This window comes from Psychrobacter sp. CoH-33_TS_01 (genome assembly GCF_058189395.1).
Map to the genome: position 1 here is coordinate 649,995 of NZ_JBVGQI010000002.1, position 26,948 is coordinate 676,942.

General features: G+C 45.3%; 24 protein-coding genes. 9 read left to right on the plus strand and 15 right to left on the minus strand.

What is annotated here, in order from left to right; genetic code table 11:
* Nucleotides 1–41: 41 nt before the first annotated feature.
* The 6 genes from ACZ2XM_RS05765 to ACZ2XM_RS05790 all read right to left on the minus strand — a co-directional run bounded on the left by ACZ2XM_RS05765 (nucleotide 42) and on the right by ACZ2XM_RS05790 (nucleotide 7,564).
* Complete coding sequence (locus tag ACZ2XM_RS05765; protein WP_490587410.1) at nucleotides 42–590, minus strand: RNA 2'-phosphotransferase; 549 nt, start codon at nucleotides 588–590, stop codon at nucleotides 42–44.
* A 228-nt stretch (nucleotides 591–818) separates the two neighbouring features.
* Entirely contained in the window at nucleotides 819–1,454 is a 636-nt protein-coding gene (lspA, locus tag ACZ2XM_RS05770; RefSeq protein ID WP_490587411.1) for a signal peptidase II, read from the minus strand.
* The gene (gene ileS, locus ACZ2XM_RS05775; protein ID WP_490587412.1) at nucleotides 1,447–4,272 is read right to left on the minus strand and encodes an isoleucine--tRNA ligase; all 2,826 of its coding nucleotides are present in this window, start codon (nucleotides 4,270–4,272) and stop codon (nucleotides 1,447–1,449) included. Before ileS ends, lspA begins: the two co-directional genes overlap by 8 nt.
* Before the next feature lie 353 nt (nucleotides 4,273–4,625).
* On the minus strand, nucleotides 4,626–5,054 hold the full coding sequence (locus ACZ2XM_RS05780; protein WP_490587413.1) for a hypothetical protein: 429 nt from the start codon (nucleotides 5,052–5,054) through the stop codon (nucleotides 4,626–4,628).
* A gap of 83 nt (nucleotides 5,055–5,137) precedes the next feature.
* On the minus strand, nucleotides 5,138–5,755 hold the full coding sequence (locus ACZ2XM_RS05785; protein WP_490587414.1) for a protein disulfide oxidoreductase: 618 nt from the start codon (nucleotides 5,753–5,755) through the stop codon (nucleotides 5,138–5,140).
* Nucleotides 5,756–5,974: 219 nt separating this feature from the next.
* The gene (locus tag ACZ2XM_RS05790) at nucleotides 5,975–7,564 is read right to left on the minus strand and encodes a GNAT family N-acetyltransferase (protein WP_490587415.1); all 1,590 of its coding nucleotides are present in this window, start codon (nucleotides 7,562–7,564) and stop codon (nucleotides 5,975–5,977) included.
* A 313-nt stretch (nucleotides 7,565–7,877) separates the two neighbouring features.
* Here ACZ2XM_RS05790 and ACZ2XM_RS05795 point away from each other — a divergent pair, with 313 nt between their 5' ends.
* Entirely contained in the window at nucleotides 7,878–8,534 is a 657-nt protein-coding gene (locus ACZ2XM_RS05795; RefSeq protein ID WP_490598337.1) for a BLUF domain-containing protein, read from the plus strand.
* A gap of 141 nt (nucleotides 8,535–8,675) precedes the next feature.
* On the opposite strand, the gene ACZ2XM_RS05800 is transcribed toward ACZ2XM_RS05795, so the two are convergent.
* Nucleotides 8,676–10,199: an FAD-binding oxidoreductase gene (locus tag ACZ2XM_RS05800; RefSeq protein ID WP_490587417.1), complete on the minus strand. Its 1,524-nt coding sequence runs from the start codon at nucleotides 10,197–10,199 to the stop codon at nucleotides 8,676–8,678.
* A 270-nt stretch (nucleotides 10,200–10,469) separates the two neighbouring features.
* On the opposite strand from ACZ2XM_RS05800, the gene ACZ2XM_RS05805 reads away from it, so the two are divergent.
* The 3 genes from ACZ2XM_RS05805 to uraH all read left to right on the plus strand — a co-directional run bounded on the left by ACZ2XM_RS05805 (nucleotide 10,470) and on the right by uraH (nucleotide 13,438).
* Nucleotides 10,470–11,042 (plus strand): hypothetical protein, encoded by a 573-nt coding sequence (locus ACZ2XM_RS05805; protein WP_490587418.1) that lies wholly within the window; start codon nucleotides 10,470–10,472, stop codon nucleotides 11,040–11,042.
* A gap of 263 nt (nucleotides 11,043–11,305) precedes the next feature.
* A complete protein-coding gene (serA, locus tag ACZ2XM_RS05810; protein ID WP_490587419.1) occupies nucleotides 11,306–12,532 on the plus strand; it encodes a phosphoglycerate dehydrogenase in 1,227 nt (408 codons plus the stop codon).
* Between the two features lie 450 nt (nucleotides 12,533–12,982).
* Complete coding sequence (uraH, locus tag ACZ2XM_RS05815; RefSeq protein WP_490587420.1) at nucleotides 12,983–13,438, plus strand: hydroxyisourate hydrolase; 456 nt, start codon at nucleotides 12,983–12,985, stop codon at nucleotides 13,436–13,438.
* A 144-nt stretch (nucleotides 13,439–13,582) separates the two neighbouring features.
* Here uraH and trhO read toward each other — a convergent pair whose 3' ends face one another.
* The 4 genes from trhO to metX form a co-directional block, all read right to left on the minus strand.
* Entirely contained in the window at nucleotides 13,583–14,680 is a 1,098-nt protein-coding gene (gene trhO / locus ACZ2XM_RS05820; protein WP_490587471.1) for an oxygen-dependent tRNA uridine(34) hydroxylase TrhO, read from the minus strand.
* Nucleotides 14,681–14,963: 283 nt separating this feature from the next.
* The gene (locus ACZ2XM_RS05825; protein WP_490587421.1) at nucleotides 14,964–15,545 is read right to left on the minus strand and encodes a tetratricopeptide repeat protein; all 582 of its coding nucleotides are present in this window, start codon (nucleotides 15,543–15,545) and stop codon (nucleotides 14,964–14,966) included.
* Nucleotides 15,546–15,929: 384 nt separating this feature from the next.
* Nucleotides 15,930–16,553 carry a methionine biosynthesis protein MetW gene (gene metW, locus ACZ2XM_RS05830; RefSeq protein WP_490587422.1) on the minus strand — a complete coding sequence of 208 codons (624 nt, stop codon included), beginning with the start codon at nucleotides 16,551–16,553 and terminating at the stop codon, nucleotides 15,930–15,932.
* Nucleotides 16,550–17,824 (minus strand): homoserine O-succinyltransferase MetX, encoded by a 1,275-nt coding sequence (gene metX / locus ACZ2XM_RS05835; protein WP_490587472.1) that lies wholly within the window; start codon nucleotides 17,822–17,824, stop codon nucleotides 16,550–16,552. Before metX ends, metW begins: the two co-directional genes overlap by 4 nt.
* A gap of 351 nt (nucleotides 17,825–18,175) precedes the next feature.
* Here metX and hemH point away from each other — a divergent pair, with 351 nt between their 5' ends.
* Nucleotides 18,176–19,195, plus strand: coding sequence for a ferrochelatase (gene hemH / locus ACZ2XM_RS05840; protein ID WP_490587423.1), 1,020 nt, complete (start codon nucleotides 18,176–18,178; stop codon nucleotides 19,193–19,195).
* Between the two features lie 47 nt (nucleotides 19,196–19,242).
* Nucleotides 19,243–20,073 carry a BPSS1780 family membrane protein gene (locus ACZ2XM_RS05845; protein WP_490587424.1) on the plus strand — a complete coding sequence of 277 codons (831 nt, stop codon included), beginning with the start codon at nucleotides 19,243–19,245 and terminating at the stop codon, nucleotides 20,071–20,073.
* Between the two features lie 174 nt (nucleotides 20,074–20,247).
* Here the strand turns inward: ACZ2XM_RS05845 and ACZ2XM_RS05850 are convergent, their stop codons facing one another.
* Nucleotides 20,248–20,508, minus strand: coding sequence for a hypothetical protein (locus ACZ2XM_RS05850; protein ID WP_490587425.1), 261 nt, complete (start codon nucleotides 20,506–20,508; stop codon nucleotides 20,248–20,250).
* Between the two features lie 194 nt (nucleotides 20,509–20,702).
* Here ACZ2XM_RS05850 and ACZ2XM_RS05855 point away from each other — a divergent pair, with 194 nt between their 5' ends.
* Together ACZ2XM_RS05855 and ACZ2XM_RS05860 are read left to right on the plus strand one after the other, a co-directional pair.
* Nucleotides 20,703–22,055 (plus strand): right-handed parallel beta-helix repeat-containing protein, encoded by a 1,353-nt coding sequence (locus ACZ2XM_RS05855; protein WP_490587426.1) that lies wholly within the window; start codon nucleotides 20,703–20,705, stop codon nucleotides 22,053–22,055.
* 34 nt (nucleotides 22,056–22,089) lie between these two features.
* Nucleotides 22,090–22,701: a hypothetical protein gene (locus tag ACZ2XM_RS05860; RefSeq protein ID WP_490587427.1), complete on the plus strand. Its 612-nt coding sequence runs from the start codon at nucleotides 22,090–22,092 to the stop codon at nucleotides 22,699–22,701.
* Nucleotides 22,702–22,894: 193 nt separating this feature from the next.
* On the opposite strand, the gene ACZ2XM_RS05865 is transcribed toward ACZ2XM_RS05860, so the two are convergent.
* From ACZ2XM_RS05865 to ACZ2XM_RS05875, 3 genes are all read right to left on the minus strand, one after another.
* Nucleotides 22,895–23,437, minus strand: coding sequence for a ferritin (locus ACZ2XM_RS05865; RefSeq protein ID WP_490587428.1), 543 nt, complete (start codon nucleotides 23,435–23,437; stop codon nucleotides 22,895–22,897).
* Nucleotides 23,438–23,829: 392 nt separating this feature from the next.
* On the minus strand, nucleotides 23,830–24,615 hold the full coding sequence (locus tag ACZ2XM_RS05870) for an SDR family NAD(P)-dependent oxidoreductase (protein ID WP_490587429.1): 786 nt from the start codon (nucleotides 24,613–24,615) through the stop codon (nucleotides 23,830–23,832).
* A gap of 440 nt (nucleotides 24,616–25,055) precedes the next feature.
* The gene (locus tag ACZ2XM_RS05875; protein WP_490587430.1) at nucleotides 25,056–25,943 is read right to left on the minus strand and encodes an SH3 domain-containing protein; all 888 of its coding nucleotides are present in this window, start codon (nucleotides 25,941–25,943) and stop codon (nucleotides 25,056–25,058) included.
* Nucleotides 25,944–26,158: 215 nt separating this feature from the next.
* On the opposite strand from ACZ2XM_RS05875, the gene ACZ2XM_RS05880 reads away from it, so the two are divergent.
* Nucleotides 26,159–26,818, plus strand: a complete 660-nt coding sequence (locus ACZ2XM_RS05880) for a hypothetical protein (RefSeq protein ID WP_490587431.1) — start codon at nucleotides 26,159–26,161, stop codon at nucleotides 26,816–26,818.
* Nucleotides 26,819–26,948 lie beyond the last annotated feature (130 nt).

Below are 26,948 nucleotides of genomic sequence, written 5' to 3' on the forward strand. Positions count from 1 at the left end.
TAACATTGCGATGCACATGATGCACCGAGTACATCCTAGGCCTAGCATACAACGCTAATATAAGCAGGTGGCACTGCCAACGTCAGCCAAACCCCATTGTCAGCTTGATAAAATTTGTGACCCTCGCTAGCCATTCTTTGGCAATCCACACTCAATAACACGGCTTTGCCATAGCGTGTGCCTGTTTCAATCGCAGTATTGCGGTTTTCAGTTAAGTGGACATATTGCCTCTGTTGCGGAAGCAGCCCATTCAAATCAATACTCTTCATAAAACGCTCCGCAGTGCCATGAAATAAATGGGTAGGCGGTGTGGCTTCGGTTAAATCTAAGCTCACAGACTTTAACGAGTGGCCTTGAGCAGCACGGATATTTTTATTATCTAACGATAGAGAAAAGCGTTGTTTTTCGTCGCTCTCTACAATTGAAAAAAGCTGCTCTACTGTTAGTGGATTGCCTGATGCATTAGTGAGTCGGACAAGCTCTTCTATATTGGCCCAACCTTCAGCATCTAGCGTTAAGCCTATTGAATGGGGCTCATGGCGTAAAATATAACTTAAAAATTTGCTGGTATTAGTGTTGGCTTTGCTCATAATTTTTCTCGTTTTTTTATAGGGATGTCCGATTCTATCATTATTTTATATTGGGTTAATGAGCAGGTAGAACCAGCTACTATCCCCACAGACCAAAAAATCCTCCCCAACCCTCCTTTTTTAAAGGAGGGTTGGGGAGGATTTGTAGCCATAAAAAAAGGCAGGTCAGCATTAGCTAACCCACCTTGAACATCTCTTAAAAACCTAAGCCTATCTAAAACTAAAAGCCTATTTAGCCTTGCGTTTGCCTTCCAAGAAAATCATATCGATGATAATCAAAGCGACACCCACGCAAATGCCAACGTCGGCAATGTTAAAGATAGGGTAGTGCCAAGCATCGGCATAATGCACATGGATAAAGTCGATGACGTGACCATGCAGCAAGCGGTCGATTAGGTTACCCAAAGCACCGCCTAACACTAAAGCAAGACCGGTCGACAATAGGCGCGCACGACGCGGAACTTTCGCCAAATAGATGATTAAGAATATCGCCATAACTAGCGCTAATCCTGCAAAGAACCACTTTTGCCAACCTGATTGATCGGCCAGCATACTAAAGGCGGCGCCTTCGTTATATGCCAAGGTCCAATTCAATATCGGCTCAATGACCGGCACCGGCTGTAAGAAAGTCAGGGTCGACTCGGCCAGCCATTTGCTCCACTGATCAATCACCAACACGACCAGCGCCAGTAGATACCACGTAAAGGCTTTGCTGCCATTCGGAATGTTTTTGGGCTGTTTAATCAGCGCTGCACTCTCAGAGATAGCGGCGGGCGAGACATGTCTAGGCTCGATATCATTGGCAGTGATATTCTCGACCGCAATTTTGTCGCGAGGCATGTCGTTGGCCCCATCATTATGCATAGTGGCGTTCCTCTCCGTTGCCGGTGACGTTACTCACGCAGCGGGCGCATAGCTCAGGATGAGCAGCATCGACCCCGATGTCATTGCGGATATGCCAGCAGCGCACACACTTGGTGCCTTGAGCCGCTGAGATACTGACGCGTAGGTTATCGACTTCGGTAGCTTCGCCTTGTTTCGCATCATCTAGCTCTAACAGAGTAGCATTAGAAGTAATCAAGACAAAGCGCAACTCGTCTTTAAGTTTGGCCAAGCTCTCAAACATATCGCCTTTAGCATATAAAGTCGCATCGGCAGATAGGTTAGCGCTGATAATTTTGTTTTCACGTGCCGTTTCGATTTGCTTATTGATAGCATCTTTAGCTTGCAAGATACGCTGCCAATCGGCCACTTGAATGTCACTTAGCGCAAACTCTGGGAACTCATACCATTCTTGCGTAAAGATGTACTTATCAGCTTCGTTAAGCTCGCTGTCTTTGTGCAGAGTCTCCCAACCTTCTTGGGCCGTAAAGGTCAAGATAGGGGCCATCCAGCGCAGCAGGGCATGGGCGATATGATAAATCGCAGTTTGCGCTGAGCGGCGTGGCTGACCATCGGTTTGACTGGTGTACTGACGGTCTTTAATGATATCGAGGTAGAAACCGCCCAAGTCTTGTGAGCAGAATGCCATGATTTGCTGAGTGACTTGGTGGAAATCCATCGCATCATAAGCGGTGATGATATCGGCCTGAACCGTCTGCGCACGCTCTAAAATAAAGCGATCTAAGCTGACCAATTCATCAATGGCGACACTATCGGTAGCGGCGTTAAAGTCATCCGTATTGGCCAATAGGAAACGCAGCGTATTACGGATGCGGCGATACATATCGATCGAGCCTTTAAAGACTTTCTGTCCCGCGCTCATCTCATAACGGTAATCGCTAGAGGCAATCCACAAGCGCAACATATCCGCGCCCGTTTTATTAATCTCGTCTTGTGGGGTGATGATATTGCCTAGAGATTTACTCATCTTACGGCCGTTTTCATCCACCACAAAACCGTGGGTCAATACTTGCTTGAATGGCGGACGCTCGTACATCGCTTCAGAGGTTAATAAGGACGTCTGGAACCAACCACGATGCTGATCCGAGCCCTCTAAGTACATATCCGCCGGGTTGGTCAGCTCATCACGTTGCTCAAGGACGGCAAAATGGGTGCTACCTGAGTCAAACCAAACATCTAAGGTATCGGTCGCTTTGTCATAATCTGCCGCTTCAGCGCCCAAGAAATCTTCACAATTGGCATCAAACCAAGCTTCTACGCCGCCATTATGAATTTTCTGCGCCGCTGTTTCCATTAACTCTAAAGTATTAGGGTGCAGCTCACCAGTTTCTTTATGGGTAAAGAACGGGATAGGCACGCCCCAAGTGCGCTGACGTGATATACACCAGTCGGGACGACCGGTCATCATCGCTTCAATACGATTTTGGCCCCAAGCTGGTGTCCAAATGACTTTAGGGATATCGGCTAAAGCACGCTCACGCAGGCCTTTGGCTTCCATACTGATAAACCACTGCGGCGTAGCACGGAAGATAATCGGTGACTTATGGCGCCAGCAATGCGGATAGCTGTGCTCAATTTTGGTATGTTTGAGCAAGTGGCCTGATTCATTTAAGGCAGCGATAATTTTTGGGTTGGCTTTATAGATGTGCTCGCCCGCGAAGACAGCGGCCGTATCTAGATAAACGCCATTGCCACCGACTGGGTTTTCCACTTCTAAGCCATATTGTAGGCCAACAATATAATCGTCAAGACCATGACCTGGGGCAGTATGCACAAGGCCAGTACCACTATCGGTCGTCACGTGGTCGCCTAAGATAATAGGCACTTGGCGCTCAGCGATGAGGGGATGATGGGCGGTTAAGTTTTCTAACTCGCGACCAGTCACTTCAGCGATGACGCCTGCATTAGTCAACTCAAGCGCGGTCAAAGCAGACTCAATAAGGTCGGTAGCTAGTAGTAGATTGCCTTTTTCCGTCTTCACGATGCTGTAGTTGTGCTCAGGATGTACTGAGATAGCTTGGTTGGCGGGCAACGTCCACGGGGTAGTGGTCCAGATGACGGCTTGCGCAGTAATAGGGTCGCTACCTAAGCTAGCAACCGCAGCTAACTTATCCAAATCTATAACGTCAAAGCCTACGTAGATAGCGTCTGAGACTTTATCTTGATACTCGACTTCGGCTTCGGCTAGCGCAGAGCTACAATCGAGACACCAGTTGACCGGCTTCATACCACGGGTCACGTGACCGTTGTCATAGATTTTGGCCAAGGCACGCACGATATTCGCCTCTTGCGCGAAGTTCATTGTCAGGTAAGGATTGTCCCAATCACCGAAGATGCCCAGACGTTTAAAGTCTGCTTTCTGTAGTTCGACTTGGCTACTCGCGTACTCACGGCAAAGACCACGAAACTCAGTCGCTGAGACTTTTTGGCCAACTTTACCGACCTTGGTTTCGACTTTTTGCTCGATAGGCAGACCATGACAATCCCAACCGGGTACGTACGGCGCATCAAAACCAGAGAGTGTTTTTGATTTCGTAATAATGTCTTTTAGGACTTTATTGACCGCGTGACCTAAGTGAATCTGACCATTAGCGTACGGAGGGCCATCATGCAAAATGTATTTTTCACGGCCTGTACGAGCGGCGCGAATCTTGCCATACACGTCATCTTCTTCCCACGCTTTAAGCCAGTCAGGCTCGCGGTTAGCAAGGTTGGCGCGCATTGGGAATGGTGTATCGGCAAGGTTTAAGGTGTCTTTATAATCTACAGATTGGGTCATGGTCAGCGTCTTTATCTCTAGTCAATAGTGGGAAGGTCAAGGGGTCGAGCAAGCAGTGGAGCAGGTCAGTAGCGATTAATAACAGTGAGTAGTAGTTAAAAAAAGCTTCATAAGGACGGTAAGCTAGCCTTTATTAGAATAGGGTTGAGGCTACGGCTACGGTAGTCAGCATATAGCGCTGGTGCTAACGATTAAGAGCGCACACACGTAGCGTAATCTACTGTATTGGGCCGAATGCAAAAATATCAAAGCGTCCCATTATAAGGTAAAAAAATGACTAAAAATAGGGGAGTGGTCTGACCGGTAAAAGTAGGCGTTTATAAGGGCTAGATGTTGAACCCACATTACGCTTGCTAAGCCAAGATTGGGTTATATAAGGTCAATGAGTCAACAATACCATTTTCAAAACTAAAGCTTAAATTTGCGCTCTCACACAGGATAACTCTAGAAGTTGAATTGCTATTATATTCAACGTAATCCTTAACGCCATTGTCTTTAATTAACTGAACAATGGTCTCATAAGGTTGTCCAATGACCGCAGCTTGCCACAGAGTATATAAGTCTTTATCAATCTCAAAGCTGTGGATTTTATAGTAGCTACCTAGCCACTGGAAGACAATGGCGAGTCCTATCTCATCGTAATAATACACAGGTTGTTCAGCGATGGAGTCGTCTACACCCGCTGGATTGCCTAACAGTTTTATTACTTCCTCTTGCGTCATTGAGAATTTGACATCCTCAATTCCTACTTCTGGGAGAATCTCTTTTTTACTATTAATCATGTGGTGTTTCCTATGAGCTGGGTTACCCGACAGAAATATAAGCATAGCGGCTTATTATTTTATAATTTTATAATGATTTTAATTTAAAAAACCGAAGATAACCAAAGCCGTAAGCGCAAAGACCATTCTGGTTGGACCCCGGTCAATCCTTGGGTCATCTCACCCTCTTTCATAATTACAAATGAAGGCGTGACTTTGCCTTCCCAGGCATTAAACATTTCCCCACTCTCATCATTAACCGCAGTGAACTGATAGCCTTTAGCTTGGATAAATTGCCCCAGCTCTTGATTACTGCCTGACTTTACCGCGATGGTCACAACCGGGTAAGGGCTATTTTGGGCTAACGAGCTTACGGTTGGGGAGGTGATTTTACACACCGGGCACCAAGTGCCCCAAAAGTAAACCAATACCGGTGAAGTCTCGCTCAAGGCTGCAATATCAACGCTCTGACCTTGATAATCGGTCAGCTGTAGCTGAGGGTCAGCAGGCATGACCGGTTGCCGCCACCAGTTAATCGCCGTATAGACCAGTAAAAATATGACTAGATATTTAATGATGGTCCATAGCCACGACTTTACCTTACCTAAAGCAGTCGTCGGTTTGGCTTTAGCCGTCTTAGACAGCTTGGCGGCGGCGGTCGTATCAGCGGTGGTCGGATCAGTGGGTGGCGGAGTGGCAGGAGGAATAGAAGGGGTGGTCATAACAGTTACTCAATGTATTCAAGCTAATTTATTATCGTTTTATTACTATATAAGCAGACATATAGAACGACGCTTAGCAGTATTGAGCTGCTAAGCGTCGGGTCATATCTACTAGGGTGTCAGCTATCCGCAAATAACTCAAGGGCTACCTAAAGTTGGTGTTAAAGAAAAGCCAGCTACTTTAAAGGCAAATCTCTGCCAGCTCTGCTCAATTTGTCATTAATTAGGATAGTCAGAGCCATCTTTATTCACTGGCGGATTAATCTTGATAGCTTGTTTGGCTTTTTTCTTCCACTTTAGCGTGAATAAATCTTCGCGACGGTCTTTTAGGTTATTCACCGAGCCTTCGTTACGCACATGGGTGAGCTTGTCCAAATTGACATCTGAAAAGAACACCATCTCAGTATTGGCGGTAGTCTCTGCCATAATTGCATCGTGCGGGAAGGCAAAGTCTGACGGTGAAAATACGGAAGATTGCGCATATTGAATATCCAAGCTTTCGACCTGCGGCAAGTTCCCTACCGAGCCACAAATCATCACGTAGCATTCGTTTTCGATAGCACGAGCTTGGGCACAATGGCGCACCCGCAGGTAACCGTTCTTGGTATCGGTCCAGAAAGGCACGAATAAGATGTCCATATCTTCTAACGCTAGCAGGCGCGCCAGCTCTGGGAACTCGACGTCGTAGCAAACTAGAATACCAATACGACCGGCATCGGTATCAAAGACTTGGACTTTATTACCGCCTTCAATCACCCAAGCACTACGCTCATGCGGAGTGATATGAATTTTACGCTGCTCCTCTACCGTACCGTCTCGGCGGCACAAGTAGCTAACATTGTAGAGCGTATCGTCTTCATCCAATAATGGCATAGAGCCGGTAATGACGTTGACGTTATAACTCACCGCCAAGTGAGAAATCTCATTTTTGAACCACTCGGTATAGCCCGCTAAAAAGCGAATAGCGATATTTTGATCGGTCGATTCACATAGCCCCATGAGTGGCGCGTTAAAGAATTCAGGCAGGCAGGCAAAGTCAGAGTTATAGTCCGCCATAATGTCAACGAAGAACTCTACTTGTTGTAGCAATTCTTCCGGTGACTCTACCTCACGCATTTGCCACTGGATACCGCCAATACGCACTTCAGATTTGCGCGTATTCGGCTGATATTCTAACGGCTCGTAATAAATATTGGCCCATTCAAGTAAAGTAGCAAAGCCTTTAGATTGGTCATCATCGGGCAAGTAAGCGGTGAGGATACGCTTGACAATAAAGCCATTAGACAACTGAAAAGACAGCGCAGGGTCATGAATCTCACGGTCTTTGACTTGGTCGATATAGTCGCCAGGCGTTAAGTCTGGATAATTGTGATAATTGGGAATACGACCACCGGCTAGGATAGCGCGGTAATTCATCTGACGGCATAGCTCTTTACGGGCATCGTATAAGCGGCGACCGAGACGATAGCCACGGTAGTCCGGATCAATCAGCGCATCAAGACCATACATCGCATCACCCTCAGGATTATCCCGGATGATTTCTTTATGACCAATTAAGTCGTCATAAGTATGCGGGTTTGAGAAGCGTTGATAGTTAACGCGCATGGACAGCACCATGCCGATGAGCTTGTCGTGGTCGAATAAGGCAATTTGCCCTTCTGGAAAAGCGTCGATCAAAGCATGAATAGTCTCTTTAGACCAAGAGCCGCCCATATCGGCATAGACTCTGTCCATTAACGCTTTTAGCTGTGGGTAGTCCTTCTTTTCAATCTGTTGAATCTTTAGATGAAAGTCATCAATTTTGCTCATCTGCGTACCTTTTGTTTGCGGTTGCGAATTCGGATGCGCCTACTATACCCGATATTCAGCAGAGATAAAGCGACGTTACTTAACTTCGAATCTCGCACTATATAACGCAACGAAGCGCGTAAATTATGTATAGAAAATATTTATATGTGTTAAAATACAAATATTGCAAGAGTATTTTTGATAAAAATTAGACAATTTAAGTAACAAGTGTATATTTTTGCTATACTTAGCACTTAATAGCCTACTTTAGCAGGGTTTTTAAGAGCTCGAGCAGAGCCCTTACGCTGACTGCAACCTATAGATAACTATGGGGATGAATACGATGACTACCCTCTACTCAAGCCGTCATATGGATACGACAGGGGTCAATGCGCAGGTCGCAATGGCTGGCGACTTGATGCAGTTGGTATATATCAGCCGTATTAGTTGGTGGGGGCTGCTAAACCCCAAGACCTTAGCCAATATCAAAAGAGTGGCGACCATCAATAATGCACAGCATGGTATTACCGGCATCCTGTGTTATGGCAATGGGTATTTTTTGCAGTGTATCGAAGGACAGCAAGCAGAGGTATTGGCATTAAAAGACAAGCTATGCCTTACGGACAAACGTCATAAACAGGTACACATCCATCAATTTATCCCTATCGACAGTCGCCATTTTCAAGGTTGGTCGATGCGCTTATTGTATCTAGAGCGTTGGCTACTATCGCAAGATTATAAAAGTGAGCTGGCCACTTTAAATAAATTTATACCTTTCAAACCATTTGACTGGAATCAACAACAGTGGGAAGAATTTTTAAACGTGATTACCAATATCGACAAACTACCACAGCCCAAACCCATGCAAGCGAATCTTAACGCTATAGGTAAGTGGCTGAGCGCTATTGCAGCGCCACATCAGGCCTTTTTAATCGTGCAGAGTACTTTACTTCTTTGTGTGATTGTCTCAGTTCTATTTTTGCTCTACTAACCGCTTTACCGTAATCTTTAAATGACGGTCTGCTATTGAAAACAGGTCGTCAATAATAAAAAAAGCCCGGCATTAACGCTATGATTACTAGCGCAATGCTGGGCTTTTTGCGGTTTAGGACTTTATTTATGAAAACTAAGCTTAGATATCAAAAATCTTACCGCGGTTCATAATACCATTCGAATCAAAGACCTTTTTCACCTCACGAAGATAGTCAATCTCGGTTTCGCTACGGCTATAATGAAGATATGGCTTTTTAGTCATACCCACGCCATGCTCTGCTGATACTGAACCGCCATACTGCTGCACAATCGCAAAAATAGCATCGTTCACGCTCTGACATTTCGCAAAAAACTCATCTTTTGATAAAGTCTCTGGTTTGAGAATATTTAGGTGCAAATTGCCATCACCAATATGACCAAACCAACAAATTTCAAAGTCGGGATAGCGCGCATTCACGACGGCTTCAATATCGTGGATAAAGCTCGGTACGTGGGTAATAAGTACGGATACGTCGTTTTTATACGGGGTAAAGACGGAAATGGTCTCAGAGATATACTCACGCAATTTCCAAAGGTCCATCGCTTGCGCAATACTCTGACTCATCACACCATCTACGACCCAACCATTCTCCATGCACTCTTCGAAGATGGCCATCGCCTTGTCCATGATTGGCTCATACGGCGCTTCAAATTCTAATAAAGCGTAGTACTTGGTGCGCGCCTCAAAAGGCTCTTGCACATGACCGGTCGCCATTAACTTGTCAATCGCCACATCGTCAAAGAACTCAAACGCAGTCAAATCAACCTTAGCTTGGAATGCTGATAACACGTGCATGACATGGTCAAACTCATCCATACCCAAAACCATTACCGTTAAATCATGCGGTGGACGGTCCAGCTTAATCTGCGCTTCGGTGACGATACCCAAAGTACCTTCCGCCCCAATAAACAATTGGCGTAAATCATAGCCGGTAGCATTTTTAATCATACCGCGGTTCAGTTTTAGAATGTCGCCTTTGCCAGTTACTACAGTTAAGCCCAATACCCATTGACGGGTCATACCGTAGCGAATCACCTTAATACCGCCGGCATTAGTACCGATATTGCCACCAATTTGACTTGAACCTGCTGAAGCAAAATCTACTGGATAATATAAACCTTGCGCCTCAGCAAACTGTTGCAGCTGCTCAGTGATCACGCCCGCTTGTACTTCAACTAAGCGATCTGCCGGATAGAATTGACCAATTTTATTCATCTTATCGAGACTAACCACTATTTCACCATTGCTAGCCACAGCGCCTGCCGACAATCCCGTACGTCCGCCACTTGGCGTGATAACGATGTTGTAGTCATTGGCCAATTTCACCAACGCTTGCACTTGCTCGGTCGACTTCGGAAAGACGATAGCAGATGGCGCTGGCGCAAAGTGTTTGGTCCAGTCTTTGCCCCAGTGCTCAAGGCTGGCGTCATCTAGTTTAATCTGGCTGTCATCAAAGCCTTGCTCATTCGTTAGGCTGCTCAGCAAGCTAGTGAGGGCCGCAGTATCATTATCGGCGTTTGCCGCCAACGGGTTGGTATTCACTTCGGCTTGGTCTGCAGCATGAGTAAGCTCATGGGCTGGAGTGGAGGGGGTAGGGGTAGGGGTCGTTTGCGGTTCAGTCATGGTGGTCTCAATGCCGGCGAAGTCAATGGATAGCTATAATAGACGATAAGGCTCAAACTTTGAAAAGAATAATAATAGTATAGTGGAAATAGGCGGCTTAAATTATATAGAGGTAGCCATTAAGAGAGCTAGCGGCCGCTTAGAAACTGTCGTAAGCTGCTGCTAAGCTTCATTATGGTAACAGGTTTAAGTTACCCTGCAAACTATACGCTGCAAAGGCTCTATCCATTGCAAATTACTTAAGTGCAGGTCTTCTAAGAGCAATAAACTATGATGAAATGGATACTAAGTTTATCGGCAATCTTTTTGCTCCTGTTAGGGTTATGGTTATTTACGCCCTATGAAGTTTGGCAGCAGAGCTTATCAAAAAGCTATGCGCCTTTAACGATAACCGATTTACCTACGGCCAAGATTTTTGCAGATGTAGACGCCTCTTGTGAACTCGAGATTCATAAAGAAAAGCTATTATATCCTTATGAAGGTTGTCGGTTTATAGATGAGATGACCTTAAAGTTTACCGATGAGGAAAAGCAATTTTCTGAAGTTAAGCTCACGGCGTTAACCATCCGCTTAGATCAACGCCCTTATGACATACCCGTTACTACTTCAGCGCCAATGAAGCTACTGCCACCTGAGCCAGAGTATTACCAAACTGGAGAAAACTATGCCTATTATACTTTTCCTATCCCTAGCATTCCCCAAGAAAACGTCAGTATTATGGCAACAGGGCAAATAATTGACCATCAGGGGATGAGCTATGATTTCTCTTATCAGGCTACAACAAAAGTTATAAAACGGGTCTATAAAATATCTAGGCTCAACGCCTCCTTACCTATTCCTTAAAAGCGCGGCTGTTTATGAGATACGTGGCTGTTTATGAGATGAGAGTGCAGCGCTGATAATAGCTCCTTGCTAAGACATTAGCTTTAGAATAGCAACAATTTCACGCGAATCATCACCTTAAAGTGGCCCTAATAACCAATAGTTGTGCAGTATAGTCAAAAATGGCAAGCATATATTCGTCTTCCCACTAACATCATGAGTGGATTTTGTGTAAGATAAAGCGCATCATTTCATCACATTTTTTGATATAGGGTGTATTTCAGATGGCGTTATCATTAACCAAAGATAAAATCCGTTTTTTATTGCTCGAAGGCCTGCACGACAACTCAGTTAAAGTGTTAAAAGATGCTGGTTATACCAACATTGAATATTTATCACACGCGCTAGATCCAGAAGAGTTGGCAGAAAAAATCAAAGATGCTCACTTTATTGGGATTCGTTCGCGTACGCAACTGACCCGTGACATCTTAGAGCAAGCGGAAAAGCTGGTCGCCATTGGGTGTTTCTGCATCGGCACCAACCAAGTAGATTTGGATGCGGCTCGCGAGCTAGGTATCCCCGTCTTTAACGCGCCTTACTCAAACACCCGCTCAGTAGCAGAATTGGTATTGGCCGAAGCCATCATGTTATACCGTGGTATCCCCGAAAAAAATGCGGTGGTCCATCGTGGCGGTTGGGGCAAGTCCGCTGCCAACTCGCATGAAGTTCGTGGCAAAATCATGGGCATCGTGGGCTACGGCTCTATCGGCTCGCAGCTGTCTGTCCTAGCCGAAAGCTTGGGTATGAAGGTCATCTATCATGACGTCGTGACCAAATTGCCATTGGGCAATGCCTCACAGGTAGGCAGCTTAAACGAGCTACTGCAAACTGCCGATATCGTGACTTTGCATGTGCCTGATGTGCCTAGCACTCGCTACATGATGAAAGCGGAGCAGTTCAACGAAATGAAAGAGGGCAGCTACTTTATCAACGCTGCACGCGGTACTTGTGTTGAGATTGACGACTTGGCCGCGGCTTTAGAGTCTGGCAGAATCTTAGGCGCCGCTATCGACGTGTTTCCGAAAGAGCCAAAGTCAGCTGATGAAGAGTTTGAATCGCCACTACGTAAGTTTGATAACGTAATCTTGACCCCGCATATCGGTGGCTCAACCCAAGAAGCGCAGGCGAATATCGGTTTAGAAGTCGCTGAGAAGTTTGTGAAATACTCAGACACAGGCGACACCGTCACTGCTGTGAACTTCCCTGAAGTGAGTATCCCTGTGAAAGAGGGCTCACACCGTCTATTGCACATCCATAAAAACGTCCCAGGTGTCTTGTCACAAATCAACAGCTCGTTTGCTGCTGCTGGCATCAACATCTTGGCGCAGAGCCTCATGACAGAAGGCGATGTAGGTTACCTCATCATGGATGTCGATAACAGTGACTCTTCAGAAGCGCTAGAGAAGCTAAAAGACATCGCGGAAACTATCCGTGTGCGTGTACTGTTTTAATTTTTAATAGTTGAGATAATTAGCTAATCCATTAGTGTAGTTTTAATGCTAAAAATGAGCGGTAACTTATGATGAGTTGCCGCTTTTTTATGCGCTGTATATTTTTCTATGCGCACTATATTAGTTCTGCTAGTTGATTGTAGTGAGTTCGAAGGTGTTGTTTTGAAATGGGAAGGTAATACCTATTCAAATAGTAGGTGATAGCGGCCAGTATAAATACTGTGATTTATGCTTACTTTAGCGAAACAAGGCCAAGTATTTTTGACCAGTAATACGAGGGTTTTGTAGTAACTTAAAGAGGTTTTTATTAAGAAAATCTATTTAAAGACCAGTGCGTGTTAATATTTACTTCATAGACAGAGAGGCCGCTATAATGATTTATCTGCCCGTACTCTATGCTTACTCTACTAAAAAATACCCTATTCAAAAATTCATAATTTAGGACTATTTATGTCAATATTTAACACTCGTAACCTAGCTAAGATGAGCACTTTACCTGCTCTTGCCGTGGTTGGTGCTATGGCTTTGGCCAGTACCCCAAGCTATGCTTTGGATAAAGATGCTTATCAATTATCTAGCCATATTTTAGATATCAGCACGGGTAAGCCTGCACCTAACGTTGATGTGCAATTAATGAAGCAACAGAGCAATGGCAGCTGGGAGCTATTAGATACTAAGGCCACTTCTAGCGAAGGTCGCGTCAATGAGTTTTTACCCAATGATGGTAAGACCAAACATGATGGCACTTATAAATTAATCTTTAAGACCGCGCCTTATTTTCGTAAGCAGGGCATAGACCCTTTCTTCCCGTATGTCGAAGTCAACTTCAATATCGAAGGTGAAAAGCATTACCATGTGCCTATTACCCTATCTCCATATGGCTATAGCACCTACCGCGGTAGCTAAGCCGGTTGCGCAAGCAGCAAAAAGTACAGCCCAAAAAAAGCACCCACAGCTATGCGCTAGGGTGCTTTTTTTAGGTCTAATCGTTTTAAAGTCTGCTGTTAACAGTCTCTTTTAATAGTTTCTTTGCTTGAGATTAGTGAGTTACTAGCTGTCATCAGCAGCCAATTTACGTTGCTCTAGTTTCATCTGGCGGCGTTTTTCAATAATCTCATTCACTTCACTACCAATATGCGACTCACCACGTGATTCGGCCAATTCGATTTGGCGCTCACGCTCGCGGAAACGGGCTTTTTGCTCCTCGGTTGCCTTATCGATGCAATGCGGGCAAGACTCGCCTTTGACGTAAGCGGCGCTTTGTTTTTCCGCTTCAGTGATAGGCATACGGCAAGCGTAACACTGATCGTATTCACCTTTTTCTAGGTTATGATTGACCGCCACACGGTTATCAAAGACAAAGCAATCGCCTTCCCATAAGGACTCTTCCACAGGCACTTCTTCTAAATACTTAAGGATGCCACCTTCTAGGTGATAGACCTCATCAAAGCCTTGTTCGCGTAGATAAGCGGTAGACTTCTCACAGCGGATGCCGCCGGTACAAAACATGGCGACTTTTTTATGCTGAGCCGGGTCCATCTCGTTTTTGACGTAATCAGGGAACTCACGGAAGGTTTTAGTTTTTGGATTCACCGCATGTTTAAAGGTACCGATTTGCACTTCGTAATCATTACGGGTATCGATTAATAACACGTCTGGATCGCTAATTAAGTCGTTCCATTCGCTAGGTTTGACATAACGACCTACCGATTGCAACGGGTCGATACCTTCGACACCCATCGTGACGATTTCTTTTTTGAGTTTGACCTTGGTGCGATAAAACGGTGGCACATTGGTGTAAGACTCTTTAAATTCAAACTCACCAATAGCGGGTAGGGTACGCAAATAAGTGAGTACAGCATCAATCCCTGCACGGCTACCTGCGATAGTGCCGTTAATACCTTCAGCCGCTATTAATAGCGTACCTTTGATATCATGCTCAAGCATCTTATTTAAGATAGGCTCGCGGTACTCTTTAAAGTCTGGAAAGCGGATAAATTTATACAGGGCCGCCACTACGATGTTATTGGTGACGCTATCGTATTCGGTGGCTGATTTGGCCTCAATATTTGGGGTATCTAGGACGTCTAGGGTATTTAGGTTTTCTGAAGTATTGACGTCAGTGTTGGTAGTCGTGGTCATAATAATCTCCTGCTGGCTAGGTCGCAAACCTAGTGCGGTGGGTGAATAAATAATTTTGAGCGTGGTGTACACGGGTGGTCCTAAAAATTTTCGGACAAATCAGGACAGGGCGTATTTTATAGGATTCACCTACTGATTGTAAGGATTAAAATCATACATTTATTCGATAGCTTAATGTTAAATCTACAGTCTAGCTAAAAAACAATCCCCCCTTAAACTGGTGCGCATAAAAAAACCCAGCAATTAGCTGAGTCTCTTTTTAATAAATTAGTCTGCTGAACGCTAGCGCTTATTTATTTTGGAACCAGCTGTCGGCTTCAACGCGGGCTTTCTGAATATCAGAGTTTGATAAGTTCAACGCCAATTGACCAATCTTACCACGAGCTTTGGTACGGACTTTTTCGTCCAGCATGCCATCACGAGCGGCTAGGTCATACCATTTATAGGCATCTACTAGTTTATGCTGCTTTTCTTCCAATAGCGCAAGCGTGTAACTGGCACGGTTATCACCCAAAGAAGCGGCTTTTTCTAACCATAGGCGCGCTTGCTGAAGATTAGGCTGTACACCTTCACCGCGTAGATACATGATACCTAGATTTAGCTGAGCTGGTGCTACGCCTTGCTGAGCAGCTTTGGTGTACCACTGGGCGGCTTGTTGCGAATTTTGGGTGATGCCCATGCCTTTTTGTAGGCGCTTGGCCAAGTAAAATTGGGCATGGTCGTTGCCTTGGTTGGCACGAGCGGTCAAATCACTAACGCTCATCAGCTCAAACCGTGACGTGTCTAGCGGGACGTTTGAGACCAGTTCAGCATTGGCTAGGCCAGCGACTGATAAACAAGCAGTCAACAAGACAGTTTTAAACATTTTCATAGCAGCTCCGTTCAGTCTTCCGGGCACAAAGACGAATAGGGAAAAAGGGGGTCGCAATCGCCGGACAGTTAACGGTATAGACTTTGCTATCCGTAACTTTTATTACGTGGTTATCGACACTTGAATGTCTGCACGTAATTAGGGATTAACGTAATTTCGTTAGCTTACCACTGCAGTTTACGAAACTCAAATACTAATTACCTATTCTTACACCTCGCGGACGCCCATACCGTCTAAGGTTGCGTAACTAAATATTACAGCAAGACTTAAGTAAGCACTTAGTAAGGTTAAGCAAGTTGACAGCAGGCGCTTAAGAAAGCGTGATTTTAAAATTAATCGCTACCTTGTAAGCCTAACGTTTAACTTGAACAATACACCCGCTGACTAATCTTGCAAAGTAACGCGGTATATAGCAACGTCTGCCAATAGGTTGGGAGCGCGGCGTACTAAAGCGGTCATTAACGGGTTACGGCCCGCTTGAAAACGACTGTTGGCATCGGTGACAGCAAAACGATTGACGATATGAATACCATTGTCAGTGCACAATTTTTCAAAGTCTTTAAAGGTGCATAAATGGATATTGGGGGTGTTATACCATTCGTAAGGCAGCGCTTCTGAAACCGGCATCAAGCCTTTAAGGCCTAAGTGCAAACGGTTTTGCCAATGGGCAAAATTGGGGAAGGTAATCACGGCTTCTCGCCCGACCCGTAGCATATCGAGCAGCAGGGTATCCGGTGATTTAACCGCTTGCAGTGCTTGCGCCATTACCACTGTATCAAAGCTGTTGTCGGCAAAGCGGGCGAGCCCATCATTCAAGTCTTGCTCGATGATGTTCAGCCCCTTGGCGATGCCCTCATTAATCTTATCGCTATCCAGCTCTAAGCCATAACCACTGACGCCTAGCGTTTCCTGCATATGCGCAAGGAGCGCGCCATCACCGCACCCTAAGTCGAGAATGCGTGAGTTTGGGGCAATCCAACGTTTGGCGAGTTCATGATCTATTCTCATACGTTAGCTCCTTGGCGGCTATCTGCTCCATTATTACGGTCTGCTATAGTCGATGCAGCGTGGTTAGTAGGGTGCTGTTGCGCTAGCTGGTTATTACGAGACTGCGTCAAAAAGGGCGCCTGCATAAAACCACGTACCGCATTCATATAACGAGGAATATCGAACAGGAAGGAATCATGGCCATGCGGAGCATCGACATTGACGTAGCTGACCGGTTTGGCATTGGCCATCAACGCATCGACCAATTCTTGCGAGCGCTCCGGAGCAAAGCGCCAATCGGTAGTGAATGAGACGACTAAAAACTGACACTGGGTATGCGCCAATGTGGCTTTTAACGCTTCTAACTCTGTCAAGGTATCGTCGTCTACATAACCGCGAGTCGGGTCAAAATAGTCGAGTGCTTTGGTCATCAGCAGGTAAGTATTGGCGTCGAAGTTTTTGCTAAATTGCTCGCCTTGATAGCGTAAGTAGCTTTCCACCTGAAACTCGACATCGTAGCCATACATAAACTTGCCCGATTTAAGATCACGGCCAAATTTGGACTTCATGGCATCTTCGGTCAGGTAAGTAATATGCCCGACCATGCGCGCCAGGATTAATCCGCGGCGTGGGTAGGTGCCGGCCTCGAGATAATAGCCGTCCTTAAAGTCAGGGTCTGAGAGAATCGACTGGCGCGCGACCTCATTAAAGGCGATATTCTGCGCTGATAATTTTGGCGTGCTAGCAATCACGACACAACGCTGCAGCCGCTCGGGATAATCCACAGACCATTGTAGCGCTTGCATGCCGCCCATCGAACCGCCCACAATCGCATGCCAGACCGCAATACCTAAGCGATCGGACAGCATGACTTGAGTCGTCACCCAGTCTTTAATCGTAATGAGTGGGAAATCAGGGCCATAGGGTGCACCCGTTGGACTATCCGGGTTAGGACTGGTCGGACCCGTAGAGCCGTGACAGCTGCCAATATTATTGATACAGACCACGTAGTAGTGATCTGTATCAATAGGCTTGCTAGGGCCAATCATAGTATCCCACCAGCCCGGCTTCTTATCGTCGGCACTGTGGTAGCCAGCAGCGTGATGGCTGCCGGATAAGGCGTGACAGATAAGTACCGCATTGGACTTATCAGCATTTAAGGTGCCATAGGTCTCTACGACGAGGTCAAACGCGGGCAAAGTGCGGTTGCACTCCAGCGTTAATGGCGTGTCGAAATGTAAGGTCTCGGGGGTAACGATACCGACAGAATCGTTAAATTTAGGGTCGGTCAGCTCAGGATGTGCGCTCAAATCCACCTCATGCTCTATCAAATCAGGGTGAGCTTGTATTGTAGGCGGATGCAGGACTAAGTACAACTTCCATATCGAGCTTACCGAGCGTTAATATATTTTGCGAATAGACTATCGCTAGCCCATTGATATCCTTCTGCTAACCATACTTGAACTTTCAGCCTTAGAGCGACTGCTAGAGCTATTATCTCAAGACGTTGAGCACAGTTTTGCTCAGGCAAAATAAGCTGTTAGATGCTACACTAGGTCAGTTTTGAGCGTAGCTTTGACCCTAGTATTAACTGGGTAATACACAGCCACTGCTTTATGTCACTATAAGGAAGTCACCCTAAGATGAAACCTTCTCAGCCGCCGCGCATTGCCGTCTTACTCGTCAATCTTGGTACGCCAGACGAACCCACTGCTCCTGCTGTGCGTCGCTATCTTAAACAGTTTTTATCAGACCCTCGGGTCATTGAGATTCCGCAATTTCTGTGGGCGATTATCCTCAACCTATTCGTGTTGCCGAGTCGACCTAAACGCGTGGCTCATGCTTATGCCAGCATTTGGGAAGGCGACTCACCGATTCGTAAGATTTTAAATAAGCAAGTTGACCTGGTGCAAGCCCGCATGACCGATAGCGCTGCACCGTTTCCAGTGTCCGTACATGCGGCCATGAGCTATGGCAACCCTGGTCTGCCTGATGTCATGAATAAACTGCAAAGCGAAGGCGTAGACCACTTTGTCATATTGCCCTTATTCCCGCAGTACTCGGCGACTTCTGGCGGTGCGGTCTATGATGCGGTGACAAAATGGTCGCTCAAACAACGCAATTTGCCCAACCTCACTATTGTGAAAGATTACTTTGCCCATCCGCTGTATATCAAAGCCTTGGCAGACTCTATTCGCCGCTTTCAAGCCAACCATGGTAAACCTGATAAGTTAATGTTTAGTTTCCATGGCATTCCGCAGCCCTATGCCGATAAAGGCGATCCGTACCCAAAACGCTGTAAATGTACCGCAGCACAAGTGGCGCACGAGTTGGGACTGCAAGAGGACGAATGGATTATTAGCTTCCAATCACGCTTTGGTAAGCAAGAATGGGTCAAACCTTATACTGATGTCATCTTAGATGAATGGGGCAAGGCGGGTGTGCGGTCCGTGCAAGTGGTGAGCCCAGCGTTCTCTGCAGATTGTTTAGAGACTTTAGAAGAGCTCGCCATAGAAAACCGCGATAACTTTATCAACGCCGGTGGTCAAGAGTACCACTATATTCCAGCCCTAAATGCTGATGAAGGTCACATCGATTTGCTGGCGGCATTGGCCACGCCACTAGTACAAGGCTGGGCCTGTACGTTAGATGGTTGGGCGTAATAAGGCTAGACTTTGGATAGCGCGCCCCCTGACTTTGAGGTGATACGATGAACTCCCCTTATACCCCACCTAAGACTTCGCTGGTAAAAGAAACCCGTTATTCTCCGCATACTGATATGTATGGCAATCCTTTACCACAACTGTTGCCAGAGCCGCGCTCTTGTGATGCTGGGGTAGGGGTGGGCTGGTTGACCAAGGCTTTTGGATTATTTAAAGCGAACTTCCTATTGTGGATAGGCATCATGGTGGTGTTTTTTGTGGTTATGGCGATAGGCGGTGCTATTCCTTTTATCGGCTTATTATTTAACCTATTGGTCTTCGTATTTATTGGCGGCATTATTAAAGGGGCTGATGTGCAAGCCACGGGCGGGGAATTGCGCTTTGACCATTTATTCTCTGGGTTTCAAACGCATTTCGTACCGTTACTCATCCTCGGGGTGCTTTATTTAGTGGGTATTATCATAGCGATGGTGCCGTTATTTATCGCCTTAGGCGGTATGGCGCTGAGTATGTTTGCCGGAGATGTTAGTAGTATCGAACAAGGGATGAACGGTCTGTTCTCTGTGGGGATTATCTTCGCTTACTTGTTGTTCTTTGCTCTACTTATTCCTTTAGTGATGGCCATTTGGTTTGCGCCGTCACTGATTGTCTTACATAATATCGATGCTGTCACAGCTATGAAAAAGAGCTTTAGAGGCTGCTTAAAAAATATGCTGCCGATGTTCGTTTATGGCTTAGTTTTTATGATTGTCGCACCCCTTGTGGTCTTGTTTACGCTTGGCCTAGGGGTCTTTGCCGTTATGCCGGTCATGTTGATTTCTTACTACACCAGTTATCGCGATGTCTGGACGGATCAACCGGTCGCGGCACTGCGTTAAGCCAACCACTTATTATTCCATTAGAACTATAAGATTATTGATAGCCTTAACCTAAAAAAGCCCTGAATCGTCAGGGCTTTTTGCATTTATATATAATGCTAAACAATGCTAAACGATGCTAAGTGAGGATGATTTTTAGCAACAGACTAAAGGGCTATTGCCATCAATCAACAGTTATAAATCATCGTTATGGCTATGAGCGACCGCGTCGTTATCAGCGATATCACGAATACCTGGATAGTCTTTGTCGTCTAGTGCGTCTTCCACCAGGACTTCATCGATACGCGATTCATCAATATTTTGCGGATGCATGGGGGTTAGTCCTTCGCTGACACCGTCCATATCGGTGCCCATCGGGTCGTTCATTGGCATAGCTAAACCTTCGTTATCAATAGTGCTTACGGCTTCTGGCTTTGGCGTATTTGCGGTAGTCATTATGCTATCCTTATCTTTATTAATGGGTGGTGGTTAATTGGTAATGAGTAGTATATTTTTGGCGTTTACTTTATATAATCTGCGTCTTATCTCAGCGATATTTTAGTTAACCTAAAATCTATGCAATCGCTGTGCAATACCCCTACTATAGTGCCAAGCTAAGCTAGCGATAACCAGTAATAAGGTGTCACCGCATGTGCAAAAAATGTAAGACGCATAACTATAAAATCGTTAAAACCATCTTCGTAAGTGGGGTCGCTGCGCTGGTATTAGCGGGCTGCGAGCGCCTACCTACGGGCAGCATAACGCCAACAGCCACTACGGAGTCGCCCATAATGACAGAGATGCCGCGGGTAATTGACGCCAGCTTACCGGCGCCTACCGAACAGCTGTCTTGCGCTGACTTGCAGGCCAATCAGGTCGTCACTATTAGCGGTCATACTCAGTTGGCTAAAAGCTGTGACTTAGCGACTAAAGGCGTGCAATTTGTAATCAACAGCTCTGATACCTCTTTGGACTGCAATGGCGCTATCTTAGGCCCGACAGAGGCCACAGCAAATAAAACCGCCATTACGATTAAACCCAAAAAAGATGCTGCGATTGCCAATATCGCTGTGGCCAATTGCCACGTACAAGGTTATGGTCATGCCGTTAATATCCGCCAGAAAACTAACCCTAATGTTCGCTATAGCAAGGGGTTCATTGACCCAGCAGCCAATAGAGCATTGGCGCCGCGGGATATCCGCATCGTCAATGTCAGTAGCGAGGGCAGTAATAATAGCGGTATCTTCGTCGGCGACCATGTCCAGCGAGTCACTTTTGATAAGCTAAGGGTAGCGCGCGCAGGCACGGTAGGCCTCTACCTAGAGTTTGGCAGTCAGCACAATACCATCCAAAATTCAGTCTTCGTCGATAATGGCTTTCGCTCGTTTAAACCCAATCGCGAAGCCATCGCAGTGGACTCCTCTAGTTTTAATACCATCCAAAACAACCAATTTATCCATAATGGTGCTGGTAGCGTGCTGCTCTATCGCAACTGCTTTGAGCATGCGGATGACCCTAGCCAAAGCAATCGTTTTAAACGTACCGAATCTGCCCATGACAATATCATCAAAGACAACACCTTCCGTGATGAGCCGGTTGGGGTATGGGTAGCTTCGCGGCAGTCACGTAATCTTAAAGGGTTTGCCTGTGGCGCTTATCCCCTCGCTACTACCTTGCTTGCCAGCTATCATATCGACAGTGCCAAAGACAATCAGATCCTAGGCAATACCTTTATACAAGTCGACACCGGCATCATTGTAGAAGATGATGGCACGCAGATTATGAATAACGACTTTACGCAAGCGGGCGGCATAGCGATTAAAATAGGCTCAGAAATTCGAGAAAAATATGCTGATACGGGTAAAGGAGTGTTGGCAGGTATACAGAATACCCAAGTCCGTAATAACCGTTTAGCGGCTAATAAACCGTTAGCTCAGCAAATCCAAATCAGTACACCTAGCCAAGCTACCACCGTGCTAATAGATAATAAATCAGGCAATTAGTAAGCGTATATACAAACATAGAAGGAATCAGTAGGTGGATAAAACCTCTTCTGGGCGCGGATTAAATGAGCTGCTGTTGCCAGAGCAAAGCGAAGATTATCTGCCGTTCGTGCTATTGCGGCTAGCGCTATTGGTCGGTTTGCTCATGTATACCATAGGCTTACTTGGTGGTATCCGTGACGATATGGGCTCGCTGCTGCATCTGGTAAATTTACCTTTTCATGAAGCGGGTCACGTTATTTTTGGCCTACTGGGCAATCAGTTTTTGATGTCTTTGGGCGGGATGCTCGGGCAGTTATTAATGCCTATGGTCTGTGCGGTGGTGTTCCTAATTCAGCAGCGCGATGTGTTTGCTGCCTCGGTAGCGCTATGGTGGTTTTCTGAGAATGTCGTAGATTTAGCGCCCTATATTTGCGACGCTAGCATTGGTGAGTTGCCATTACTAGGGGGTAATACCGGTCAGCATGCGCCCTATGGCTTTCATGACTTTGAATATCTATTAACGGAGACGGGGCTAATAGGCTTTGACCAACGTATAGCCAACCTAAGCTACTGGCTAGGTTGCCTGTGGATGCTGGGCTGTATTGGCTGGGGTGGTTTTATTTTATGGCAGCAATATCAAAGCTGTCAGCGGCAGCCTCGCTAATTTAGTTTAGCAAGTGACTAAGTTGTCTCTGAGTTGCTTTAGCCATAAAAAAAGCCCTAACCGAATTGAGGGCGGCTAGGGCAAAAGCGCGATGCTTTTAACGGACAGGTTTTAGCTATTGCTTTTGATGGGGATTATTAACTGCAAACAATAAAACCTGCTTCTTAAAGAAACTTGCTCATTAAATTAAATCTTATAGCTCTGCTTGGCGAGGCAGGTCACCTTCTTGCGAAGCGCCTTGCATATCACGGTCGAGCGAGTAGAAATTGGCATTGTTTTCTTTATCTTCAGAAGCCAACGCAAACTTATCGCGTAAGCCATCAATTAAGGCTTCTTCTTCGATTTGCTCTTTGACGAACCACTGTAAGAAGTTAAAAGTTGCCCAATCTTTCTCAGCCATGGCTTGATCAACCAAGGCATAAATCTTTTTAGAATTTGCTAACTCATGCTGCCACACGTCTTCAATACATTCTTTTAGGTTGGCAGGATTGTCTGCTGGAGCCGCAATAGCGCCAATCTTTGCCGTACCACCACGCGTATTAATGTACTCTAAAAATTTAAACATGTGCTGACGCTCTTCTTCTGAATGCTTATAGAAGAAATCGGCAATACCTGTGTAATTATTGGCTTCAGCCCACACGCCTAGTGCTAAATAAGCTTGCGCCTGTGCGGCTTCGTTATTCATTTGATTATTAAGAGCTTGTTCGATACTGTCTGAAATGCGCTTGTCACCCATGGTGAGCTCCTTAAAAATGTTATTAAAATTAAAAATATTATAAAAATTAGCAAGGCTACACTTAAAGTACTTTGATTTTTATTAAGCCATTATTCTAAAAGTAGCTTCTATTCTAAAAAGCATAAGTTAGGCCACTCACAATAGTATAAAAGCTACCCACTCTTAAGTGAGTAATGTGCTGTCCTAATTATGTGAGGAGTTATGGGGTATGCGTCAAAAGATGTAACGAATGCGAATAATTATCAGTGGTTTATATTTTCATAAGTTATTGAAATAATTGGTTTATAGTTAAGAAATATTGGCTGGTTGTGATAAGAGCTAAAAGTTGGTCATAAAAAAATCGACCTGCAGCCGATTTTTATATTCAGGAAAATATTGAGTCATCCGTTGTTTTACGAGCCGATTTTTTGATTCATCCAACGGGTAATTTTGCTGGGCGTTACTTGCGCTAAACTCTCAAAAATCTTGGCAGGTAAGCCGACCGTATAATGGACTTTGGAGAGCTTGTGGTTGGGAGCGATGGCTAATTTATATAAAGTTTTTGCCACATCATCCGCTGTCAGGTGCATGCCCAAACGGTTGATACTGGTCACTTCCACATTCTTCGTCATATCTGTTTTGACCCACAATGGCATCACATCTACCACTTTAATCCCGCGAGCCGCAAATTCAATATTCAGCGCTTCGGTTAAGCCCCGCACAAAGAACTTACTGGCAGAATAAGGGGCAATCTCAGGTTGGCCATAGATAGCAGACGCTGAAGATAGGTTGATAATCTTGCTATATTTATCGCCTCTTTGCTGCTGAGCTACTTTATGGCAGCCAATCAGGATGCCTTTACAGTTAATATCAACCAACAGCAATTGTTTGTCTAAATTGGTCTCCGGCAGCTCCCCAGTGATAAGAATACCCGCATTATTAATTAAGATATCCACACCACCAAAAGACTCGGTCATTTGCTCGATAGCCGCATCCCAATCTTCTGGACTGGTCACATCAAGGTTGCCGTGCAAGATGGCTTTAGATTTAATGGCTTTTTTAAAAGATTTATTTTTGAGGGCATTGCCTAATTCTGGCACGTCGATATCGAAAAGCCCGACATTGTGGCCTTTACTGGCTAGCTTTTTGGCGGCGGCCAACCCAATACCACGCGAGGCACCTGTGATGAGTATATTCATTATGATTTCCTTATCATGAAGTAAGCTTGAGGGAGTGACCTTGTTTATGGAGCAATAACAAGGACTTAATCAGTACGTTAATTAAAGACGGCACATAGAAGCGATAGCGCAAAACTGTCAATCGTCACAAACAGATATATAGACAGCCTAGACACTAGGCTCACTTTAGCGACGGGGATACCGTATAAAACTGAACATCTGTTATAGTACAGCGCTACCTTTTATTCAAGTCAATTTTACGGCCTAAATGTGTGTGAAAATTGCTGGCAAATGCTAACTAGAGAGAATAAGAGGCGTTTAATCTAATAAATAATACCATGAGACAAAGTGGGTAAATTGGCCGGTAATAGACAAAATACGGCTACTCTGCAGAATACAGGCAGAAAAAAGCCCAAGCTGATATTGGGCTATTCAGAGTAGGCAGGTTATATAAATAGCATCTATTTTTTAATAATTTTGCCATTTTTCCAAAGATAGACTATTGGTTCTGTTTTAGTCACAATCATATTACCGCTGCCCTCAACCCCCTCTTCTTCACCTTCTTCCGAAATCATAGTGATTTGATTGGGCTTGCCTTTTTTATCCGTAGGAAAGATATATTCCTCAGTATGATAATAAAGTCCAGCGTCGCCCACGGTCATAAGCGTAGGCAAGGCGGTCAACTTCTCACCATCCCACAGCATATATTGCTGCATCGTAGGGACGCCGCATGCCTCTCCGGATACTTCAGCAAATAGAATGTTTTTTATTCCCGCCAAGCCTTTATTAGACAGCCATTGTAAACGTACAGAGCTGAGACTTTCTTGCGTGGTCTCGAAGTGAACCTGCTGTTTGAGTTGGCCCTCTTTTACGACATTCACCACCATAGTAACTTCGCCATCGTCTTTGGCAGGGGCGACACCCAATAAGAAGTCATAGCCTCTTAACTTTTGAGAAGCGATGCTAAAATTCGCTCCCCAAACATAGCCTAGACGCTCTTTACCCGCATGGCGATAGCGGACTTGGTACCAGTTTGCAGCCCGATTGCCACTCCTGAATACTTGCTTACTTTTGGCCACTACGGTGATTTCTTGCCCAATAGATAAAGTATCGGCAATATCAGACTGTAGTGAGGGTTGCGTGCGGACATTAACCTGGTCGTTAAGGATGCGCTGCACACTATTATTCTCTACCTCAAACACATAGTTGGCGTATATAGGTTCTTCAATCATAACAATGGCCCGTTGAGTAGCTGCTGGGCTTTGCGGAGCTGCGGCAGGCTTGGCTAGCACAATGGGACTATAAACTAAGCCAAGTATGGCGACTGCTAGTAAGGGCTTGATAGTCATAGGGTCGCCGCCTGTTTATTATTAATATTTAGGGTAGAGTAAGAGTGATTTCGGAAAAAGTACTGAGCGATATAGCTTTCAAGCTTAGTGGCTACTTTATATGTATTTGCCTATTTATTTAGGTACGCTCTCCTACTATATTACTTTAGCGATAATGTATATATTAAGAATTAGTAAATATCTGAATTTTATATTTATTTTTGGGAGAAAGGCGCATGATAAACAGTCTAAATATGAATAAATCCCTGCTTGGTGCTATAGCCATTACCGTGCTTTTCAGTCTACCGGTTAGTGCCTTGGCCACGGTCGGTGGGGGGCAACGTATTGAAATGGTGGGCTATGAGCCTACCGATAAAAAGGTTTATATACTGCGCCATTTTGATGATGGGCGTGGGCGACTGCCGCAGCTGTACTACTATGATCTCAAGGCAAAATATCCGCAGCCTTTGGTGGAAGTGCGCTCTATTTATATCAATCCTAAAACGAAAAAAATAGATGAGTATGATGATCAGGATACCTTTTTTACGCAAAAGCTGAATAGCATTAAGCAGCGAACCATCACACTGAAGCCGGACTACGTCTCGACGACTATTAAGGTCAACTCCTTAACCGAGCGTAAGGAAAAAGTGGCATCGTGGCTTGAGGATATGGGCGAATTAACCCAGTATAAGTTTAACTATAAGGTCCTGACCGATGACGGCAAATATGCCAGTAGCAACCAAGTCGCCACGGCCTATAAAGTCTGCCTTATGGATAGCGGAGTCGTCTATCGTATCCCGAATCAGCCTTATGCGGTGACTACGGTGAGTTATACGGGTACGCTGATGGAGGGTGGTTATACTTTTGAGGATGCTGTTTTGCTTCGGGGGAAATAGCTGGGGTAAAGGATTTTCTTAAATTTTTGAGCCTACTCCCGCTAGAAGTAAATGTAGATACCATCTTAGCAAATCAGAATCAAGAGGCGATATGAGCGACTTGAGGCTGATAAGGCATTTGGTGTTTTAT

Excerpts from the sequence above, each read along its gene's own strand:
- hemH (WP_490587423.1), top strand. The coding sequence starts at position 18,176 with ATGAAACCTTCTCAGCCGCCGCGCATTGCCGTCTTACTCGTCAATCTT.
- ACZ2XM_RS05785 (WP_490587414.1), bottom strand. The coding sequence starts at position 5,755 with ATGACCACCCCTTCTATTCCTCCTGCCACTCCGCCACCCACTGATCCG.
- ACZ2XM_RS05865 (WP_490587428.1), bottom strand. The coding sequence starts at position 23,437 with ATGGGTGACAAGCGCATTTCAGACAGTATCGAACAAGCTCTTAATAAT.
- ACZ2XM_RS05850 (WP_490587425.1), bottom strand. The coding sequence starts at position 20,508 with ATGACTACCGCAAATACGCCAAAGCCAGAAGCCGTAAGCACTATTGAT.
- ACZ2XM_RS05795 (WP_490598337.1), top strand. The coding sequence starts at position 7,878 with ATGAATACGATGACTACCCTCTACTCAAGCCGTCATATGGATACGACA.
- ACZ2XM_RS05880 (WP_490587431.1), top strand. The coding sequence starts at position 26,159 with ATGATAAACAGTCTAAATATGAATAAATCCCTGCTTGGTGCTATAGCC.
- ACZ2XM_RS05855 (WP_490587426.1), top strand. The coding sequence starts at position 20,703 with ATGTGCAAAAAATGTAAGACGCATAACTATAAAATCGTTAAAACCATC.
- ileS (WP_490587412.1), bottom strand. The coding sequence starts at position 4,272 with ATGACCCAATCTGTAGATTATAAAGACACCTTAAACCTTGCCGATACA.
- ACZ2XM_RS05875 (WP_490587430.1), bottom strand. The coding sequence starts at position 25,943 with ATGACTATCAAGCCCTTACTAGCAGTCGCCATACTTGGCTTAGTTTAT.
- ACZ2XM_RS05825 (WP_490587421.1), bottom strand. The coding sequence starts at position 15,545 with ATGAAAATGTTTAAAACTGTCTTGTTGACTGCTTGTTTATCAGTCGCT.
- uraH (WP_490587420.1), top strand. The coding sequence starts at position 12,983 with ATGTCAATATTTAACACTCGTAACCTAGCTAAGATGAGCACTTTACCT.
- lspA (WP_490587411.1), bottom strand. The coding sequence starts at position 1,454 with ATGCATAATGATGGGGCCAACGACATGCCTCGCGACAAAATTGCGGTC.
- ACZ2XM_RS05870 (WP_490587429.1), bottom strand. The coding sequence starts at position 24,615 with ATGAATATACTCATCACAGGTGCCTCGCGTGGTATTGGGTTGGCCGCC.
- ACZ2XM_RS05800 (WP_490587417.1), bottom strand. The coding sequence starts at position 10,199 with ATGACTGAACCGCAAACGACCCCTACCCCTACCCCCTCCACTCCAGCC.
- ACZ2XM_RS05790 (WP_490587415.1), bottom strand. The coding sequence starts at position 7,564 with ATGAGCAAAATTGATGACTTTCATCTAAAGATTCAACAGATTGAAAAG.
- ACZ2XM_RS05845 (WP_490587424.1), top strand. The coding sequence starts at position 19,243 with ATGAACTCCCCTTATACCCCACCTAAGACTTCGCTGGTAAAAGAAACC.
- metW (WP_490587422.1), bottom strand. The coding sequence starts at position 16,553 with ATGAGAATAGATCATGAACTCGCCAAACGTTGGATTGCCCCAAACTCA.
- serA (WP_490587419.1), top strand. The coding sequence starts at position 11,306 with ATGGCGTTATCATTAACCAAAGATAAAATCCGTTTTTTATTGCTCGAA.
- ACZ2XM_RS05765 (WP_490587410.1), bottom strand. The coding sequence starts at position 590 with ATGAGCAAAGCCAACACTAATACCAGCAAATTTTTAAGTTATATTTTA.
- ACZ2XM_RS05805 (WP_490587418.1), top strand. The coding sequence starts at position 10,470 with ATGATGAAATGGATACTAAGTTTATCGGCAATCTTTTTGCTCCTGTTA.
- ACZ2XM_RS05780 (WP_490587413.1), bottom strand. The coding sequence starts at position 5,054 with ATGATTAATAGTAAAAAAGAGATTCTCCCAGAAGTAGGAATTGAGGAT.